Genomic DNA, 16,718 nt, shown 5'->3' with positions numbered 1-16,718 from the left:
AAAATCTAATTTTGTGAAACAAAAAACACCTAGGCCTTTTGCCTAAGTGTTGTAAGTGAATATATTCCTATGACCATAAATATTATATAAATACCAATGCCTATTGGGCTAAGACCTTGGTCGATTATCGGAATCAAGGCTAGAATATTATTTGTAGCGTGGATTATAATAGAAGCCTTTATTGACCTAGTCTTATAATAGGTCCATGCCAGTACCAAACCCATAACAAAGGTATTTGGGGACTGGAGTATATTAAAATGATACAAACCAAAAATCAATGCTGTTAGAAAGATTGTTGTCTTTACAGAAACATGCCTATTAAGCTCTTCAAAGAGGACTCCCCTAAAAAGAAGCTCTTCGACTATTGGTGCCCCAATTGCAACTGTAAGTATTAATACTAGACCATCAAGATTTGTCTGAGCATTAAAGGCATTTTCCATAAGGTTGAGGGCTGATGTAAGAAGTTCTGTACCCGCCATTGCCTTCATTATAATATTCGTTAAGAGTAGACCAAAGCCAACAGTACCTAAGCCGATTCCTACAAATCTTAGAGGCCTTTCAAGTTTTTCATTTTTTATATATCTTTGAGTAAAATTTCTATAAAATGTCTTATCACGTTTGTCCATATATATGGCAAGGATGGTAAGCTTTACTAATTGGCCTGCCAAGAGCCCATAAACCAAATAGTTAGCCGACTGGAGGAAGTCTCCTGATTTTAAGACTGCTATAAGACCAGGGATAAAGACACTTGTGAGAGCATCTATTATTATATTAAAGGCTAGAAATAATACTATAATAAGGAATGATTTTAAAAATTTCATTTAGACTCCTTTGTTTCATATGAAACACTAAAGGGGTTTTCTCTTTGGGAGATTTTGTCCCCTTGGGTAGCTTTTCTTACAAGATCTTACCTTCTTGACAATGACATTTACCCTTTCATTGCCATCAAGGTCAAGCTTTTCCATTTTTATCACCTCCCCGCCCAAAATCTCTAGGGCATTGGCTGCATTTTCCACTTCCTCATCTGCCTTTGGCCCCTTAAGAGCAATGAAAAGTCCACCGACCTTGACAAAGGGCAGGCAAAGCTCAGATAGGGTTGCCATATTTGCCACAGCACGGGATACGACAAGGTCAAAGTTCTCCCTATGGTCCTTGGCAAAATCTTCTGCTCTGGTGTGGATGGCTCTGGCATTTTTTAGGTCAAGCTTTTCTATTACTTCGTTCATGAAGTTGACCTTTTTGTTCACAGAATCTATGAGAGTAAGGTCAAAGTCCTTTTCAATCCTTAGTGGTATACCAGGAAAACCAGCCCCAGCACCTATGTCAAGGACCTTATCGCCTTCCTTAATATAATCTATGACTGTAAGGGAGTCCTTAAAATGCTTAAGCTCAATTTCAGCGGGGTCAGTGATTGTTGTAAGGTTGGTGTGGGAATTGACTTCCAAAAGATAGTCTGTATAGATTTGATACTTCTTATCCATAAAGCTCTCCTGTCTTTAGTCTAATCAAAAGCACGTTAACATCAGCTGGACTTACTCCAGATATACGAGAAGCTTGTCCGATTGATTCTGGCTTGATTTCGTTAAGCTTTTCTGCCGATTCTTTCTTTAGGCCCTTTATTTGGCTGTAGTCGATATCTGCTGATAATTTATGACCTTCTAGCTTTTTGAATTTTTCTATATCTGCCATTTGCTTTTTGATATATCCTTCGTATTTGATTTCTGTTTGTACTTGGATTTTTATATACTTAGGAAGGTCTGGCCTTTCTTGGTCAAAAATTTCTGTCATCTGATAGGTGATTTCAGGTCTTTTTATAAGCTCATATAGGCTTAGGCCCTTATTAAGAACAGTAGAACCCATTTCTTCTAGGGCCTTGTTTGTTTCATCCTTTGGAGTGATGTGGACGTTTTTAAGCCTATCAATCTCATTTTCTATCATAGCCCTCTTATCAAGCATCTTTTGATAGCGTTCATCAGATACAAGGCCTATGTCGTGGCCCTTTTTGGATAATCTTTGGTCGGCATTGTCCTGTCTCATGGTGAGCCTGTACTCGCATCTTGAAGTCATCATCCTGTAAGGCTCGTTAGTTCCTTCTGTGACTAGGTCATCAATTAGGACCCCTATATAAGCATCTGACCTATCTAGAATAAATTCATCCTCACCCTTTATCTTAAGGGCTGCGTTGATTCCTGCCACAAGACCCTGGCCTGCAGCTTCCTCATATCCTGATGAGCCATTGATTTGGCCTGCAAAATAAAGTCCTTCATAATCTTTTGATTCCAAGGTTCTCTTTAGCTGTCTGGTATCGATCATGTCATATTCAATAGCATAGGCAGGTCTCATTATCTTTACATCTTCAAGACCGATAATTGTCCTGTAAAATTCTTCCTGAACCTCCTGTGGAAGGGATGAAGATACCCCTTGAACATACATCTCATTTGTCGAAAGGCTTTCTGGTTCGATGAAGACTTGGTGGATATCCCTATCTGGGAATCTTACCATCTTATCTTCAATTGACGGACAATACCTAGGACCAATGCCCTTGACCTTGCCCCCATAAATTGGTGACCTTTCAAGGTTATCCATGATGATTTCCTTGGTCTTTTCTGTGGTATAGGTAAGGAAGCAATTTTCTTGCTGCCTATCAGAAAAGTCCTTGCCTTCATTTATAAAGGAAAATGGTATTACTTCGCTATCGCCCGCTTGGACTGTAGTCTTTTCATAATTTACGGAAGACCTATGAATTCTAGCTGGTGTTCCTGTCTTAAATCTGCGGATATAAAATCCCATTTCCTTTAAGGAATCGCTTAAGTAAGTCGCTGCTGATAAGCCATGAGGACCACTTACTTTAGCATAATCACCGATTAATATTGTTCCATTAAGGTAGGTGCCTGTACAAATTATAAGAGCCTTTGTTTCAAAGATTGCCCCTTGAACTGTTTCACATGAAACAATTTTTCCGTCTTGGTAATTAATCTTATCTACTTCCTGCTCAAATAAATCGAGGTTTGGCTCATCCTCTAGGACCTTTTTCATCTCTTCGTGATAGCGTCTCTTATCAGCCTGGACCCTTAGCGAATGCACTGCTGGTCCCTTTGATGTATTGAGCATCCTTGATTGGATGAAGGTCTTGTCGATATTTATTGCCATCTCTCCACCCAGGGCGTCAATTTCCCTTACTATATGGCCCTTGCCTGTACCACCTATATTTGGATTGCAAGGCATATCTGCCACTGATTCCATAGATGTGGTAAGGACTAGGGTCTTCATTCCAAGTCTAGCTGCGGAAAGCGCCGCTTCACATCCTGCATGGCCAGCCCCAACGACTACTACATCATAGGACCCAGCCTTATATTTTCTATTTTCCAACGCAAAACTCCTTAAATACTTTATCCATTATCTCTCCTGATACACTCTCACCAATTATTAGACCCAGATCTTCATAGGCAGAAGATAGGTCCACCTCACAAGCATCTATAGGCACTCCCATCTGCATATCGTGAAGGGATGAAGCAAGCTTTTCTCTAGCAGAAGCTAGGAGCCTTTCATGTCTAGTATTGGTAATAAGGACTGACTCCCTATTTAAATCCTTGGTATCAAAAATATCTCTAATTGTATCTTCCAATTCCTTTATACCCAAAAGGTCGGTCATAGAAGTCCTAATGATTGGTAGATTTAGATCAAAAACTTTTTCATCAAAAACTGGGTCAAGGTCAGTCTTATTGAGGATAATTATAGCGTTCTTATCCTTGATAAGGTCTAAAATTTTTTGGTCTTCTTCATCAAAATCCCTAGATAGGTCAAAAATCGCAAGGATAAGGTCAGACTTATCTACCAAGTCGATTGATTTATCAACTCCGATTTTTTCAACCAAATCATCAGTATCCCTAATACCTGCTGTATCGTTTATCTTAAGGGTAAAGTCTCCCAGGGAAATATATTCTGTAATGAGGTCACGAGTTGTACCTGGTATATCCGTAACAATAGCCCTGTTCTCATCAAGAAGGACATTCATAAGAGAAGACTTGCCCACATTTGGCTTACCGATAATTGTCGTATTTATGCCATCTTTTAGCAGCTTTCCCTTATTAGAAGTTGAGGAAAGCTCATCAATCTTATCCTTAGCCTTAATCAAATAAGCTTCTATATCTGACACAGGCAAATCTTCCCCATCTTCAGTAAAATTAATAGAATATTCTAGACGGGCAAGGCCCTCCTTTAGGTCATTTCTAATATCTTCTATCTTCTTACTAAGAGAGCCTTGCAAGTGGCTGATACCTTGGCTTGCTGAAAGCTTATTGGTCGAATTAATTATATCAAGAACAGCCTCAGCCTGGGAAAGGTCAATCCTTCCATTAAGAAAGGCCCTCTTGGTAAATTCACCAGGCTCTGCAAGGTCACAACCCTCATCTAATAATAGGTTTAAAATCTCCCTTACAGAAATAAAAGACCCGTGGCAGTTAATCTCGCACACATCTTCCCTAGTATAGGTGCCTGGCCCCTTCATAAAGGCCACCATCACCTCATCTATAACATCCCCATCCTTATTTACGATATTTCCATAACGCAAATACCTATTGTCCTTATCAGGGTCAACTGGCCTTTTATTAATTGGCCTAAAAATCTTATTAATAATCTCTAGGGACTTATCCCCACTCATTCTGACAATTGATATCCCACCAGTCCCTGCTGGAGTAGATATAGCTGCTATTGTACTTGCCATCATTCCTCCTTATAAAATTAGTGATTATCCACTACTTTGACTAGTGGTCTTTAACATAAGGATTATAATAGAAAATAGGAATTTGTCAACATTTATAGGACTTATAAATCATAGAAACAAGCCCTTTGTAAAGAATTTTTAAAAAAATATGAATTCTTATCAAAAAATTTGATAAAATCTTTGGTTTTAGGGCTAAATTATGATATATTAGAAGTATAGTTTATTAAGATAATCTAAACATTTTTTATTTAGTGGACCAGATTCAAAAGTCCTTAGCGAAAATCGCAAAATTTTTTTTGGAGGAAATATGCAATTATCGTCACTGTCTAGCCTAGAATGGAACCTAATCGCAGGTGGGCTAGCCATATTCTTATTTGGTATAAGTCTAATGGGTGATGCCCTTACCAACTTTGCAGGCCCAAAATTAAGAGGCTATGTAGAAAAATACACCTCAAATCCAATCAAGGGTGTCTTTGTCGGAATCTTTATAACAGGACTTATCCAATCATCATCAGCAACAACAGTAATAGCCATAAGCTTCGTAAGAGCAGGCATCATGAGCCTAGAACAAGCCATAGGTATAACCCTTGGAGCAAATATAGGTACCACAGTCACATCAATCTTAATCGGTTTTGATCTAGGATATTTCGCCTACTTCATAGCCCTAATCGGTGTAGGTATCTTCATGTTCTCAGCCAGAAGAAAAAATAAATATATAGGAGAAATCTTAGTAGGTTTTGGCCTATTATTCATAGGTCTAGAAATGATGGGAGGATCTCTCACAGCACTAAAGGATGTGCCAGGCTTTGAAGATGTAGTAGCAAATATGGCCCAAAACCCAATAATAGCAGTAATAATCGGTGCGGCCCTTACAGCCCTAATCCAATCATCATCAGCCTTCATCGGTATAGCCCAGTCCCTCTTTGCATCAGGGGCAATCGACCTAAACGTCGCCCTAGCCCTCATGTTTGGTGCAAACATAGGTACTTGTATCACAGCAATACTAGCAAGTCTGGGAGGATCCCTATCAGCAAAAAGAACATCACTCTTTCACATTCTCTTTAATGTGTCAGTATCATTGATTTTCTTAATCTTCCTAAACCCATACAAAATACTAGTAGAGCACATAGCAGGGGCAATAGGAGCCAACAAGCTCATGACCATAGCAGTAGGACACTTCACCTTCAACTTCATAGGTATGGTAGTCTTCTTGCCACTAATCAGCCAAACAGCAAGGCTCTTAAGACACATAATACCAGGCAAGGATTCAATCCTAACCGACCTAGGCAACCTAGAACTTGATGAAATGCTAATCGAAAAATTCCCAGCAGCAGCCCTAGATCAAATAAGGACAGCCATCATCCAGGAATCAGTAGTAGCCCTAGAAACAATCAAGGCCAGCAAGGAATACCTAAACACCAAAGACAAAAAATACTACCAAACAGTCAAAGAAGCTGAGTCAATGGTCAACGATATGGACACCAAAATCCAAGCCTACCTACTAAACTTTGCCCAAAACCAGGCTCCAGTAGACATAGAAGCAGAGCTACAATCCTACCTACAAGTCCAAATCAACGTCGAAAGAATATCAGACCTAGGAGAAAACCTAGCAGAATACTTCAACGAAATCCTAGAATCAGGTTCATCCTACAATGAAGAAGCGGTAGCAGACCTAAACGAAATCTACGATCTAGTAATAAACAACATAGCAAGCGCAGTAGAAGTCTTCGAGCTAAAAGACTTAGCCAAATATAACAAGCTAAAAGAAGACGAAGCCGCCCTTGACCTAATGGAAGTAAAGCTAAGAAAGTCCCACTACAAGAGACTAAAACAAGGTCTAGACATCACAACAATGGCAAGCTACGTATTCAACGACATCCTATCAACCATGGAAAGAATCGGAGACCACGCCTACAATATAGCTAGACTAACAGTAGAACCAGTAAAAACTCACACCGGCTACCATATAGAAGGTGAAAACTAAAAAACAAAAGGCTTGAGCAAAAACTCAAGCTTTTCTTATTAGAAAATTTTCTCATTAAAAAATAAAGGAAGGCACCATGGACAAATCATATATCTTCAACCTCTACCTCCTAGCAAGAATGACACTCGCCCTGGCAGCAGGCTTCATAATAGGAACAGAAAGAGAAAACAAAAATAAATCAGCAGGATCTAGGACCCACACCCTAGTCTGCCTAGGAGCGTGTCTTGCCATGATAATCTCCAAATACGGCTTCTACGACGTCAAACACTTCGACGCAGCAAGAGTCGCAGCCCAAATAGTATCAGGAGTAGGATTCTTAGGAGCAGGCCTAATCTTCGTCAAAAACTACGGCGTCACAGGACTCACCACAGCAGCAGGCATCTGGACCACATCCATCATAGGCATGGCCTTTGGAGCAGGTATGTATTTTATAGGAATCATAGCCACAGGCTTCATAGTCTTCTTCCAATCCTATATGTTCAAAGGAGAAATCTTCCAAAGACACACCCAATACACCGCCCTAATAGAATCAAAAGACTCCAAAATCCTAGAAAAAATCGACACCTACGTCGAAGAAAACAACTTCCACAAAAAAGGCTACAACCTAAGATTTAAAGATGACAAATTCATCCTAAACTTCAACATCTACCCAAAAGATAAGGAAGAGCTAAACAACTTCATAACCTTCCTAGAAAACGACCTTCATGTGGAGAAGTTTGATATATTTTAGCACAAAAGTAATAATTAATCTCTATGATATTTTTTAAAATCTTTTGTTAACTTAGCAGCTAAATCTAATTTTTTAAGTCAATATGTTGGACCATATGGTAGAGAATTTGAAATATAAGCAATTCTATATATAATAAAAGCAAGAGAAGCCACCTCTTAAATCAAAAAAGCCCTTGACCCATATCAAGGAAAAGAAAGATTGCGATTCTCCATGAGAATCAAGACATTAAAAAAGGCAGTAGTTCGCACCTACTGCCTTGTCTTTTATTTTTAATAAAAATTTTATAATTAATTTTCACTTAATATTATTTCTCTTAAATCAGCTTCCATTCTATTGATAATTCCTGTTACTAGAGCATTACCCATCATAAAATATCTTTTTCTTTTTGGCATTGTATTTGTCCAATTTGGTGGAAACATCTGTATTAATTCAGCTTCAATTTCTGTTAAAATCCTATATTTTTTAATATTTTCATCATATATTATATGGGATGATCTATTTAAAGTTCCCTCGCTTGTAAGCATAGTTCTAGCTGGTGAATTTATATCTTCAGGAAATGACATTGAACCTTCACTATAAAAATACTTATGACCATTCTTATTAGTTCTTTCAATCCTTTTGGATCCTTTTAGATATTTCCATTTATCTAGTTTTTCATCTTCTACTACATAAGCTGATAAGTCGGCTAAATTATAATAATTAGCTTCCATAAGAACTTTGCTAAGTGGATAAATTTCTTCGCTTATAGGTTCTAATTCACTTGTAAAGACTTCTTGATTAATCATAACCCCTGTTTCAAAAAATTTCCCATCTTTATAATTATCTGAAACATCTGCTATATCTTTATATTCTTTTAATCTTATCAATTTATTATTTTTTTCTTCCATATTTATAGGGAATAATCTATTAATAAAATTATCCTTAAGAATTTCATTTAATTCCTTATCGATTAATTGTTTAGAGAATTTTGTATCATTTTTAAAGGCAAATATAAATACCCTACGTCTTTTTTGTGGCATAGAATATTCTCCTGCATTAATCATTCTCCAAATTACGTTATAACCTAAATCATCCAAGGTTTTTAACATTATAGCAAAATCTCTTCCTCTCATAGAGGCAGGAGATTTTAATAGTCTATCAACATTTTCAAGAAGTACAAAAGGGGTGTTTTTTTCAATCAGGGTATCTCTAATTTGCCAAAATAAAACACCTTTTTTACCTTCTATACCTTGTTCATTTGATAATGACCTTGCTACAGAATAATCTTGGCAAGGAAAACCGCCAACAAGGAGATTGTGGTCTGGTATTGTTTTTTTATTAACTAAATTTATATCAAGATTCGAAACATCTTCTTTACCAAATCTTTTTGCGTAACATTCATATGCATCTTGGGTTTTATATGCTGGTTCAAATTGATTTGCCCACACAAAATCCCAATCTCTATTTTCAATTGCAAGGCCCGTTTCATAATCAAACGACTTAATATCATTTAAGCCAACCCTAAATCCACCAACGCCTGCAAATAACTCTACTACACTAAGTTTCATCTATCCTCTTTCTATATTAAATCATCAATTTGATTTTTAACATAATCTTTATTCAGCCAAAAACATTGTTTAGTCATTTTATCTCCATTTGGTAAGGTATCCATATCTGAATCTTTTCCCTTACCATACCTTTTACCATCAATTACGTATCCAGTATTACTACTATGTAATCTAACGTGAAATATTTCTGTTTGACTCGCTTTTGGTATGTCATTATCTATTCTATAATCACCATTATTGGTTTCTTTTACTTCAAAGTTGATACCAGATATAAATTTATCTTGGAACATTCGCCATTCTTTCTTACCTTCATTGTCTAAGTCTGAAATAGGCATAGTCCAGAATTTAGCTCCCATCAAAATATCATCACCATTGTCATCTTCTTTAAAAACAACAAAAATAAATTTTGTTTGAGAAAATAATTCATATACTTCCGATTCTTCCCAGTCTTCATCTATAAATTCTTCTATAACAAAATTAGGAAAAGACATATGCTCTCTTAATACTCCGCTGTTTTTTACTCTAATTGTTTTAATTTGAATATTAGCTTTGACAAACTCTTGGGCATTATCTGTATTTACTCCCAAAATCCTCATAAGAAGTAAGTGATTTCTAGATTTCGTTCCAGATTTAATATTATACTCTTTATATAAATCTTCAACTTTATAACCTACATACTTATTAATTTTATTAAGTACTAAGCTTTCAAAGTCAGAATTCTCTATCTCTTCTTCTGCAAAAGCCCTTTCATATGTTTCGACTTCATTTAATATATAGTGATTTAAAACATATTTCATGTATGATTGTTTTAAAGAAAAAGCTCGACTCTTTGCCGGTATATTGCTATAATATTGACTCCTATAACTAGATTTAGCTGTAGCACCTTTTGTGCAAGCTCCTAAATATAATGTATCTCCTTCAGATAATTCATGCGCCTTTCCAGCTTTTATTTTATCTATTATTTTTTTATAATCATCTTTTATAATTTCAAAATCTTCTTTAGTTTTTTCACTAAGCATATGAAATAAATTCACATAACCAATTTTATAATCGGTTCTTAATAGTTCTTTATTTCTATAATAGAAAATAAATAATATCAACTCTAATTTTGAAAGCAAATGTGACTGCATTATATCATTATTTAAAGGCCTATCAAAAGGTATCATTGTTATTACAAGTCTTTCACCAGCCTTTATATCGCCTTTTTTGGTATATTCATATGGGGTTACTTTAAGCTCTACACCCGCTTCCGGAAAATCTGGTCTTGAATCACTATTGGGTTGATAAAAGAAATATAATCTTTCTAGTAAATTACCCAATGACCCTTTTCCATAAGGTGATTTATAATAATCAACTAGCATGTTATAATCATATTCATTATTTGAGACACTATAAATAACATCTGAAAAACTATATCCTATTAATTTTTTAGCATAATTTTCTATTGATTTTGGATCTGATTCATCAAATAACTTATTCATAATATTCTCCAATTAGTTCAAAAACTTTCTTGTTAATTCTAGCTGAAATAAAATTATCATCTTAACATTAATTATATCAGAATTTAGATTTTTATAAAATCATCTATAGCATTAAATCCTACAAGCTCTCCAAAATCTCATTACTTAATAGGTTTACCTCATCATTTTCCATGTAGTAATTATATATTTCTTCTAATTTCTCTTCGCTTGTTTCTGGGCTTTCTAGGCTTATTATGGCTTTTATTAGGTCTTTGTAGTTGGTTTTGGCGTAGTGTTTTATTTGTTTTCTTATTTCCATTTTTTCCTTCCTTAAAAAAAGAGCACTCTTTCGAGTACTCTCTCTTATTTTTATTCTTCTACATAGTCTACTACTACGTATCTTTGTGGTTCGCGGCCTTCTGAGTGACTTGTTACGTTTTTGTGTTTACTGATTTCTTCGTGGGCTAGGCGTCTTTCGTAGGAGTTCATGTAGCGTAAGTTCCATGATTTTTGGGTTTTGGCTACTTTTTCTGCTGTTTCTCTTGCTAGTCTTACGATTTTTTCGTCACGACGCTTTTTGTAGCCGTTGATGTCTACGTTTACTCTTAGGCTGTTGGCTCTTGAGTCGATGGCTTTTCTTATGATGAATTCTATAGCATCTAGGGTGGATCCGCTTTTGCCTATGGCGATGCCTGTGTCGTTTTCATCTACTTTTGCTTCTAGCTTGATTAGTTGGCCGTCGAGGTTGCCGATGACGCTTGTGTTTTCAAAGTGCATGGCTTTTAGGATTTCTTCTAAGAGCTCTTTGGCTTTGTAGTAGTTGTCGATGTTTGAACGCTTTTTGTTTAGGGCGTAGTCTTTGCTTTCGACTTCTTCTGTTTCATCGTCTTGGCTGTCATCTTCAAAGACATCTTCTACTTCTTCTTTTGCTTCTTCGATTTTGTCTTTTACCTTTTCGCCTAAATCTTTTGCTTCTTCTCTGACTTTTTCGCCAAATTCTTTGGCTTCTTCTGTAACTTTATCGCCTAGATTTTTAGCTTTTTCTGTTATTGTCTCTTTTTCTTCTTCTAAGCCTTCTTCTTTTTGGAAGTAGCTGCTTCTTTCTTTGACGTCGTAGTCTTTGCTGGCTTCTTTGAAGGATTCAACTTCTATTTCGCTTTTTAGGTCGTTTAAAACTTCGTTGATGTCTTCTTCATAGGATACTCTTACTAGGGCATCTTTACCGCCTATGAGTCCTAAGAAGCCTGCTGATGCTTCTTCTAGGATTTCTACACTTACTTCGCTTCTCTTTTTGCCTATTTCATCTAGGGCTAGTTTTATAGCTTCGTCGGCTGTTTTTGCTGATTTGATTACTGATTTTTTCATTTTTCTGTTGCCTCATCTTTACTCATAAATAAGTGCATTCCTACCATTATTATTAATCTAAATACTGATGATAGGGTGTAGTATAGTGGAAGACCTGCTGGGAGCTTTACAAAGAAGAAGTAGTAAGCTAGTGGCATTACTAGCATCATTGTGTTCATTGATCCCATTGCCCCGCCTTGCTGTTGCATTTGTGGGTTTGTCTTCATTGAGAATAGGGTTACACCAAATTGTGATAGGGATGTTAGTAGTGGTAGACCATACCATAGTGGGTCTGGGTTTAGTAGGTTTTCGATCCAAAAGAAGTTGGTTTTTAGATGGGTTACTCCTTCTGGGAATACGTACTTTGTGGTATCTTGCATTACTCTAAAGAGGGCTATTATTACGAGTAGTTGGATTATCATTGGTAGACATCCACCAAGTCCTGGTCCTACGCCTTCTTCTTTGTAGAGTTCTTGCATCTTTTTTTGTAGTACTTGTTGGTCATAGCCGTATTTTTTTTGGATCTCGTCCATTTTTGGCTTGAATCTTCTTGCTTTTTCTGCTTGTTTTTGACTTGATATGGTTATTGGTATTGTCATAAGACTTACTAATAGGGTCATTATGATTATTGATAAGGCATAGAAACTTACAGATCCTGGTTCTGTGAAGTTTGCTGCGAGGATATCATAAATGAACCTCATGAGCTTACCAAGTATTATCGCTATAAAATTGAACATATTTTCTCCGTTTTTTATCTGTGGTATTAGCTGGCTAGATTTTATTTTACAGGGTCATAACCGCCCTTTGAAAATGGATTACATCTTAAAATTCTCCACAAAGACATAAAAAAAGCCTTTACTGGCCCGTATTTCCTAAAGGCCTCTAGGGCATAATTGGAACAAGTAGGGTAGTATTTGCATTTTGAACTGCCTAATTGTGGAGAAATGAATTTTTGATAAAATCTTATCATTTTTATAAAAACTTTATTTAGCATAGTATATCTTTTTTTTCTTAAATGCCTGGTTAAGAGCATGACCTAGAGAGGATTTTAGTTTTTTGTAGTCAAATTCTGTGGTATGCTTTTTTGGTATTATTACTATATCTACTCCATTGAGATTTTTGTAATGTAGCCTTATTATCTCTCTAAGCTTTCTTTTTAGAGAATTTCTTGTATGTGCCTTGCCAATTTTTTTGCTGATTGTAAAACCAAATCTTGGAGTATTTGTTCCATTATCTTTGACTAGGACTGTGAAATCTCTATTATAACATGCAAAGTTTTTTTTGTAGACTTTCTGAAAGTCTTTGTCTTTCCTTAAGCTTAGTCTTTTTTCCATTAAGAGCTTCTTTACTTATAAAGATTAAGCTGAAAGTCTTTTTCTGTTTTTCTTTCTTCTAGCTTTAAGTACTCTTCTTCCGCCTGGAGAAGACATTCTTTTTCTAAAACCGTGATCTTTAGATCTTTTTCTTCTATTTGGTTGATAGGTTCTTTTCATCTTTACACCTCCTATAATTTTTGACTCTTACTATTATATTGAAAATAAGCATATATGTCAAGGTTTTTATTCTTTTTTTATAAGTATTTTTCAAAAGCTAGGACCCTATTTAAATTTTTCTTAATATTTGCATAAGTATTAGGGCATAAATTAAAAATTATTCTTTTTTCCGGTAATTTTTGGTATAAATATTAATTGTGGATAAGATTCTTTATAAAATTTTATCCACACATTTTCAAGAGAATTTTTTGTGTGAATATTTTTTTACTTGAGTGATTATTTTTAGTTTTAAATCTTAATATTAAGGCAAAATTTATTTTTCTTATCCAAAATTTTAATAAATACACAGACTTATCCACATATCAACAATGATTTTTGGTCTTATCTTTTTATGACTTGAGACTTATCCATATTTTTATCTACTTATTGTGGATAAGTTGAATTAATGGCTTGTTTATGGTATAATTGCTTGTGTAAAAGTAAGGGTAAAACTTAGTTTTGAGCATTAATTTAATATTATTTTGGGGATAAGATTAATTTTTTACATATAAATTTTTTTGCTTATCCTAATTTTGCTTTAAATATCAAGATTATTTTTATCAACAAGGGACTTATCCACAACTTATCCCTATTTTGGGGATAAGCTGTCTATTTTTTTATATAAGAGCTAATTTTAAAGACTTTTATCTATGTGGATAAGCAATACGAAAGGAAGGTTTATATGCGAAGTTTAGAATTCATTACTAATGAATTAAAAAATGAAATGAAAATGCATGTTACCGATTCACAGCAGTTTAATACATGGATTAACATACTAAAGCCCCTAAATTTGCATGAAGGCACCCTTTATCTAGAGATTCCTAAGAAGGATACCCTCTTTATTTTTGATGGCATTTGGCTTCCAAAGTTACAAGAGGCTCTTTATGCTATTGAGGAAAAGATTGGAGCTAGACTAGATGTCAAGGTTGTGGCCAAGGATGGGGATGATTATGACAAGGTCCTTACCCTAGGCAAGGAATACGATGGGGATGGTCAAATGAGGATTGATAAGGTCAAATCCTACCCTAGACCTCAGCTTGAAGAGGCTAATGTATTTGAAAATTTTGTCCAAGGCAAGTCCAACCAATACGCCTTATCAATTAGCCAGGCTGTTGCCGATACCATTTCTAGGAGGGAGCAGTCCAAGGTCTATAATCCTCTCTTTATATACGGGGCAAGTGGACTTGGCAAGACCCACTTAATCCAAGCTATTGCCCACCAGGTCCTAGAAGCTAGGGATGATGTCTATGTCATGTACCTATCTAGTGAGAAGTTTACAAATGAGATGATTGCAGCCCTTAGGACTAATAAAAACCAAGAGTTTAGGTCCAGGTATAGGTCAGTTGATATCCTTCTTATAGATGATATTCAATTTATTGCCAATAAGGAGGCGACCCAGGAGGAATTTTTCCATACCTTTAACGACCTCTACAATGCAGGCAAGCAAATAGTTATCACATCAGATAAGCCACCAAGGGAGATCAAGCACCTAGAGGATAGGCTGGTTTCAAGGTTTAACTACGGTATTATAGCTGATATCTCAAGGCCTGATTATGAGACAAGGGTGGCAATACTTCAAAAAAAGCTTGAAGATTTGGGAGCTATCATTGATAATTCAATCCTTTCCTATATAGCCCATGAGATTGATACAAACATCAGAGACCTAGAAGGAGCCCTTTCTACAGCCATTGCCTATGCCAAAAGCGACGGCAGGATAGAGGTATCTATGGAAGATGCTATAAAGGGTGTAGGAACCAGGGTCAAAAATACCAAGAAAAAGCTATCTATAGGAGATATCCAGCAGGCTGTAGCAAATAAATATAATATTAAGCTTTCCGACCTTAAGGGCAAAAGTCGCAAGAAAGAGATTGTAAATCCTAGACAGATAGCCATGTTTATAGCTAGAGAGCTACTTGATGATAGCCTAGTAACTATTGCAAATGCCTTTGATAGGGATCATACAACTGTCATTCACGGCATAGATAAGATTAGCCTGATGATGGAAGAAGATAGTGACATTAAAAATGAGATTGAATCTCTAATAAAAGAAATAAAAGAGTGATTTGTGTATAAGCTTGTGGATAAGTCTGTTGATAAGTTATTTTTAACAAATCTTCAAAAACCTCTTGTGTAAAATGTGGAAAACTAGCCATTTATTCATAGAGATATTCAGAAGATATAAACACCAATAAAGCTTGAAATACTAATATCAATAAAAGATATCCACATTTATACACTCCCTACTACTAATACTACTAAGTTTAAATAATAGTTAAGGAGAAGACATGAAATTTGAAATCAAACAAAAAGATCTACTAGGAGCAATCAATATTGCCAATAGGGCCGTATCCAAGTCAACCAATATACAAATCCATGAATTAATATACTTTAGTGCAGATAAGGATGGACTCTCATTGACTTCTTTCGATGGCGAAATCTCAATCAAAACCTACGCCAAAGCCAATATTATAGAAGAAGGAGTAATGGCTGTAAAGGCAGACCTTATTAGTAATATAATAAGAAAGCTTCCAGATGAGCTAGTAAAGATAGAACTTGAAAATGGCAAGATCAATATCAAATGTAAAAGATCAAACTTTAACCTTATATCCTTTGAATATTTTGAGAAGGAAGAAATCAGAAAGCCAGATTCTAAGCCTATACAAATAGATAATGACAAGCTAAAAAGATCCATAAACCAAACAGAATTTGCAACAAGTCTTGATGAAACAAAGCTTGCCCTAACAGGAATTCTCTTTGAATTAAAGGAAGGATCTCTAAATATGGTAGCCCTTGATGGCTATAGGGTAGCCCTTAAGAAGCTTGCCCTAGATTATCCAGCAGATTTTGAAAATACAGAATACATTATACCAAAGAGATCACTTTTAGAATGGTCAAGGATAGTTTCAGATGACAGCAAGACAAGTCTTTATAAAAATGATAATGACCTAATGTTTGTATCAGAGTCCACTACCATGTTATGCAAGGTAATAGATAAAAATTATATTGACTACAGAAATATAATAAATGACATCTCAGAAACATCCATAGTCCTAGAAAAAAGAGAATTAACATCAGCCCTAGACAGGGCCCAAGTCTTATCAGATCCAGGCAGGGCTAATCTTATAAAAGTAAGCATCGATGAGAAAGTTATGACAATCATGTCAAATTCTGAAATAGGGGATGTAAAAGAAGTTATAGAAGTAGAACAAGAGGGTGAGGGTCTGGATATAGCCTTCAATGCCAAATACATGCAAGATGGGGTAAAGGCTTGTGACAGCGAAAAGATTAAGCTAAACTTCAAATCAAGCCTAAATCCATGCCTAATCTACCCAACAAACTCTAGCCATGAGGGTGAGGACTTTACCTACCTAGTCCTACCAGTTAGACTTGCTAAGTGA

16 protein-coding genes are annotated in these 16,718 nt (G+C 35.7%); 4 read left to right on the top strand and 12 right to left on the bottom strand.

Annotated elements, in window-relative coordinates; all coding sequences use genetic code 11:
* Positions 1-29: 29 nt before the first annotated feature.
* Genes C8269_RS08315 through mnmE form a run of 4 tightly spaced genes read right to left on the bottom strand, consistent with a single transcriptional unit; the run spans position 30 to position 4,723 of the window.
* The gene (locus C8269_RS08315) at positions 30-821 is read right to left on the bottom strand and encodes a CPBP family intramembrane glutamic endopeptidase (RefSeq protein WP_106461260.1); all 792 of its coding nucleotides are present in this window, start codon (positions 819-821) and stop codon (positions 30-32) included.
* 27 nt (positions 822-848) lie between these two features.
* On the bottom strand, positions 849-1,481 hold the full coding sequence (gene rsmG, locus C8269_RS08310; protein ID WP_106461259.1) for a 16S rRNA (guanine(527)-N(7))-methyltransferase RsmG: 633 nt from the start codon (positions 1,479-1,481) through the stop codon (positions 849-851).
* Entirely contained in the window at positions 1,474-3,369 is a 1,896-nt protein-coding gene (gene mnmG / locus C8269_RS08305; protein WP_106461258.1) for a tRNA uridine-5-carboxymethylaminomethyl(34) synthesis enzyme MnmG, read from the bottom strand. Before mnmG ends, rsmG begins: the two co-directional genes overlap by 8 nt.
* Entirely contained in the window at positions 3,359-4,723 is a 1,365-nt protein-coding gene (gene mnmE, locus C8269_RS08300; RefSeq protein ID WP_199792191.1) for a tRNA uridine-5-carboxymethylaminomethyl(34) synthesis GTPase MnmE, read from the bottom strand. Before mnmE ends, mnmG begins: the two co-directional genes overlap by 11 nt.
* A 307-nt stretch (positions 4,724-5,030) precedes the next feature.
* Here mnmE and C8269_RS08295 point away from each other — a divergent pair, with 307 nt between their 5' ends.
* Together C8269_RS08295 and C8269_RS08290 are read left to right on the top strand one after the other, a co-directional pair.
* Positions 5,031-6,707 (top strand): Na/Pi cotransporter family protein, encoded by a 1,677-nt coding sequence (locus C8269_RS08295; protein ID WP_106461256.1) that lies wholly within the window; start codon positions 5,031-5,033, stop codon positions 6,705-6,707.
* A gap of 76 nt (positions 6,708-6,783) precedes the next feature.
* Positions 6,784-7,437 carry an MgtC/SapB family protein gene (locus C8269_RS08290; RefSeq protein WP_106461255.1) on the top strand — a complete coding sequence of 218 codons (654 nt, stop codon included), beginning with the start codon at positions 6,784-6,786 and terminating at the stop codon, positions 7,435-7,437.
* Between the two features lie 287 nt (positions 7,438-7,724).
* Here C8269_RS08290 and dcm read toward each other — a convergent pair whose 3' ends face one another.
* The 8 genes from dcm to rpmH form a co-directional block, all read right to left on the bottom strand.
* Positions 7,725-8,984, bottom strand: coding sequence for a DNA (cytosine-5-)-methyltransferase (dcm, locus tag C8269_RS08285; protein WP_106461254.1), 1,260 nt, complete (start codon positions 8,982-8,984; stop codon positions 7,725-7,727).
* A gap of 11 nt (positions 8,985-8,995) precedes the next feature.
* Positions 8,996-10,465: a Sau3AI family type II restriction endonuclease gene (locus tag C8269_RS08280; RefSeq protein ID WP_106461253.1), complete on the bottom strand. Its 1,470-nt coding sequence runs from the start codon at positions 10,463-10,465 to the stop codon at positions 8,996-8,998.
* A gap of 118 nt (positions 10,466-10,583) precedes the next feature.
* On the bottom strand, positions 10,584-10,763 hold the full coding sequence (locus tag C8269_RS08275; RefSeq protein WP_106461252.1) for a hypothetical protein: 180 nt from the start codon (positions 10,761-10,763) through the stop codon (positions 10,584-10,586).
* Positions 10,764-10,813: 50 nt separating this feature from the next.
* Positions 10,814-11,809 carry an RNA-binding cell elongation regulator Jag/EloR gene (jag, locus tag C8269_RS08270; protein WP_106461251.1) on the bottom strand — a complete coding sequence of 332 codons (996 nt, stop codon included), beginning with the start codon at positions 11,807-11,809 and terminating at the stop codon, positions 10,814-10,816.
* Positions 11,806-12,525: a YidC/Oxa1 family membrane protein insertase gene (locus tag C8269_RS08265; RefSeq protein WP_106461250.1), complete on the bottom strand. Its 720-nt coding sequence runs from the start codon at positions 12,523-12,525 to the stop codon at positions 11,806-11,808. Before C8269_RS08265 ends, jag begins: the two co-directional genes overlap by 4 nt.
* Before the next feature lie 41 nt (positions 12,526-12,566).
* Positions 12,567-12,782, bottom strand: a complete 216-nt coding sequence (yidD, locus tag C8269_RS08260; protein WP_234025866.1) for a membrane protein insertion efficiency factor YidD — start codon at positions 12,780-12,782, stop codon at positions 12,567-12,569.
* Positions 12,772-13,122 carry a ribonuclease P protein component gene (gene rnpA / locus C8269_RS08255; protein WP_106461248.1) on the bottom strand — a complete coding sequence of 117 codons (351 nt, stop codon included), beginning with the start codon at positions 13,120-13,122 and terminating at the stop codon, positions 12,772-12,774. Before rnpA ends, yidD begins: the two co-directional genes overlap by 11 nt.
* A 24-nt stretch (positions 13,123-13,146) precedes the next feature.
* The gene (gene rpmH, locus C8269_RS08250) at positions 13,147-13,281 is read right to left on the bottom strand and encodes a 50S ribosomal protein L34 (RefSeq protein ID WP_037326218.1); all 135 of its coding nucleotides are present in this window, start codon (positions 13,279-13,281) and stop codon (positions 13,147-13,149) included.
* Positions 13,282-14,002: 721 nt separating this feature from the next.
* Between rpmH and dnaA the strand changes: the two genes are divergently transcribed.
* Together dnaA and dnaN are read left to right on the top strand one after the other, a co-directional pair.
* Positions 14,003-15,382 (top strand): chromosomal replication initiator protein DnaA, encoded by a 1,380-nt coding sequence (dnaA, locus tag C8269_RS08245; RefSeq protein WP_106461247.1) that lies wholly within the window; start codon positions 14,003-14,005, stop codon positions 15,380-15,382.
* A gap of 223 nt (positions 15,383-15,605) precedes the next feature.
* Positions 15,606-16,718, top strand: a complete 1,113-nt coding sequence (gene dnaN / locus C8269_RS08240; protein WP_106461246.1) for a DNA polymerase III subunit beta — start codon at positions 15,606-15,608, stop codon at positions 16,716-16,718.

The sequence above is a fragment of the Anaerococcus sp. Marseille-P3915 genome (genome assembly GCF_900258475.1).
Lineage (GTDB): Bacteria > Bacillota > Clostridia > Tissierellales > Peptoniphilaceae > Anaerococcus > Anaerococcus kampingae.
Note: the sequence above shows the minus strand (reverse complement) of the source record. Positions and strands in the feature narration are given on the sequence as shown.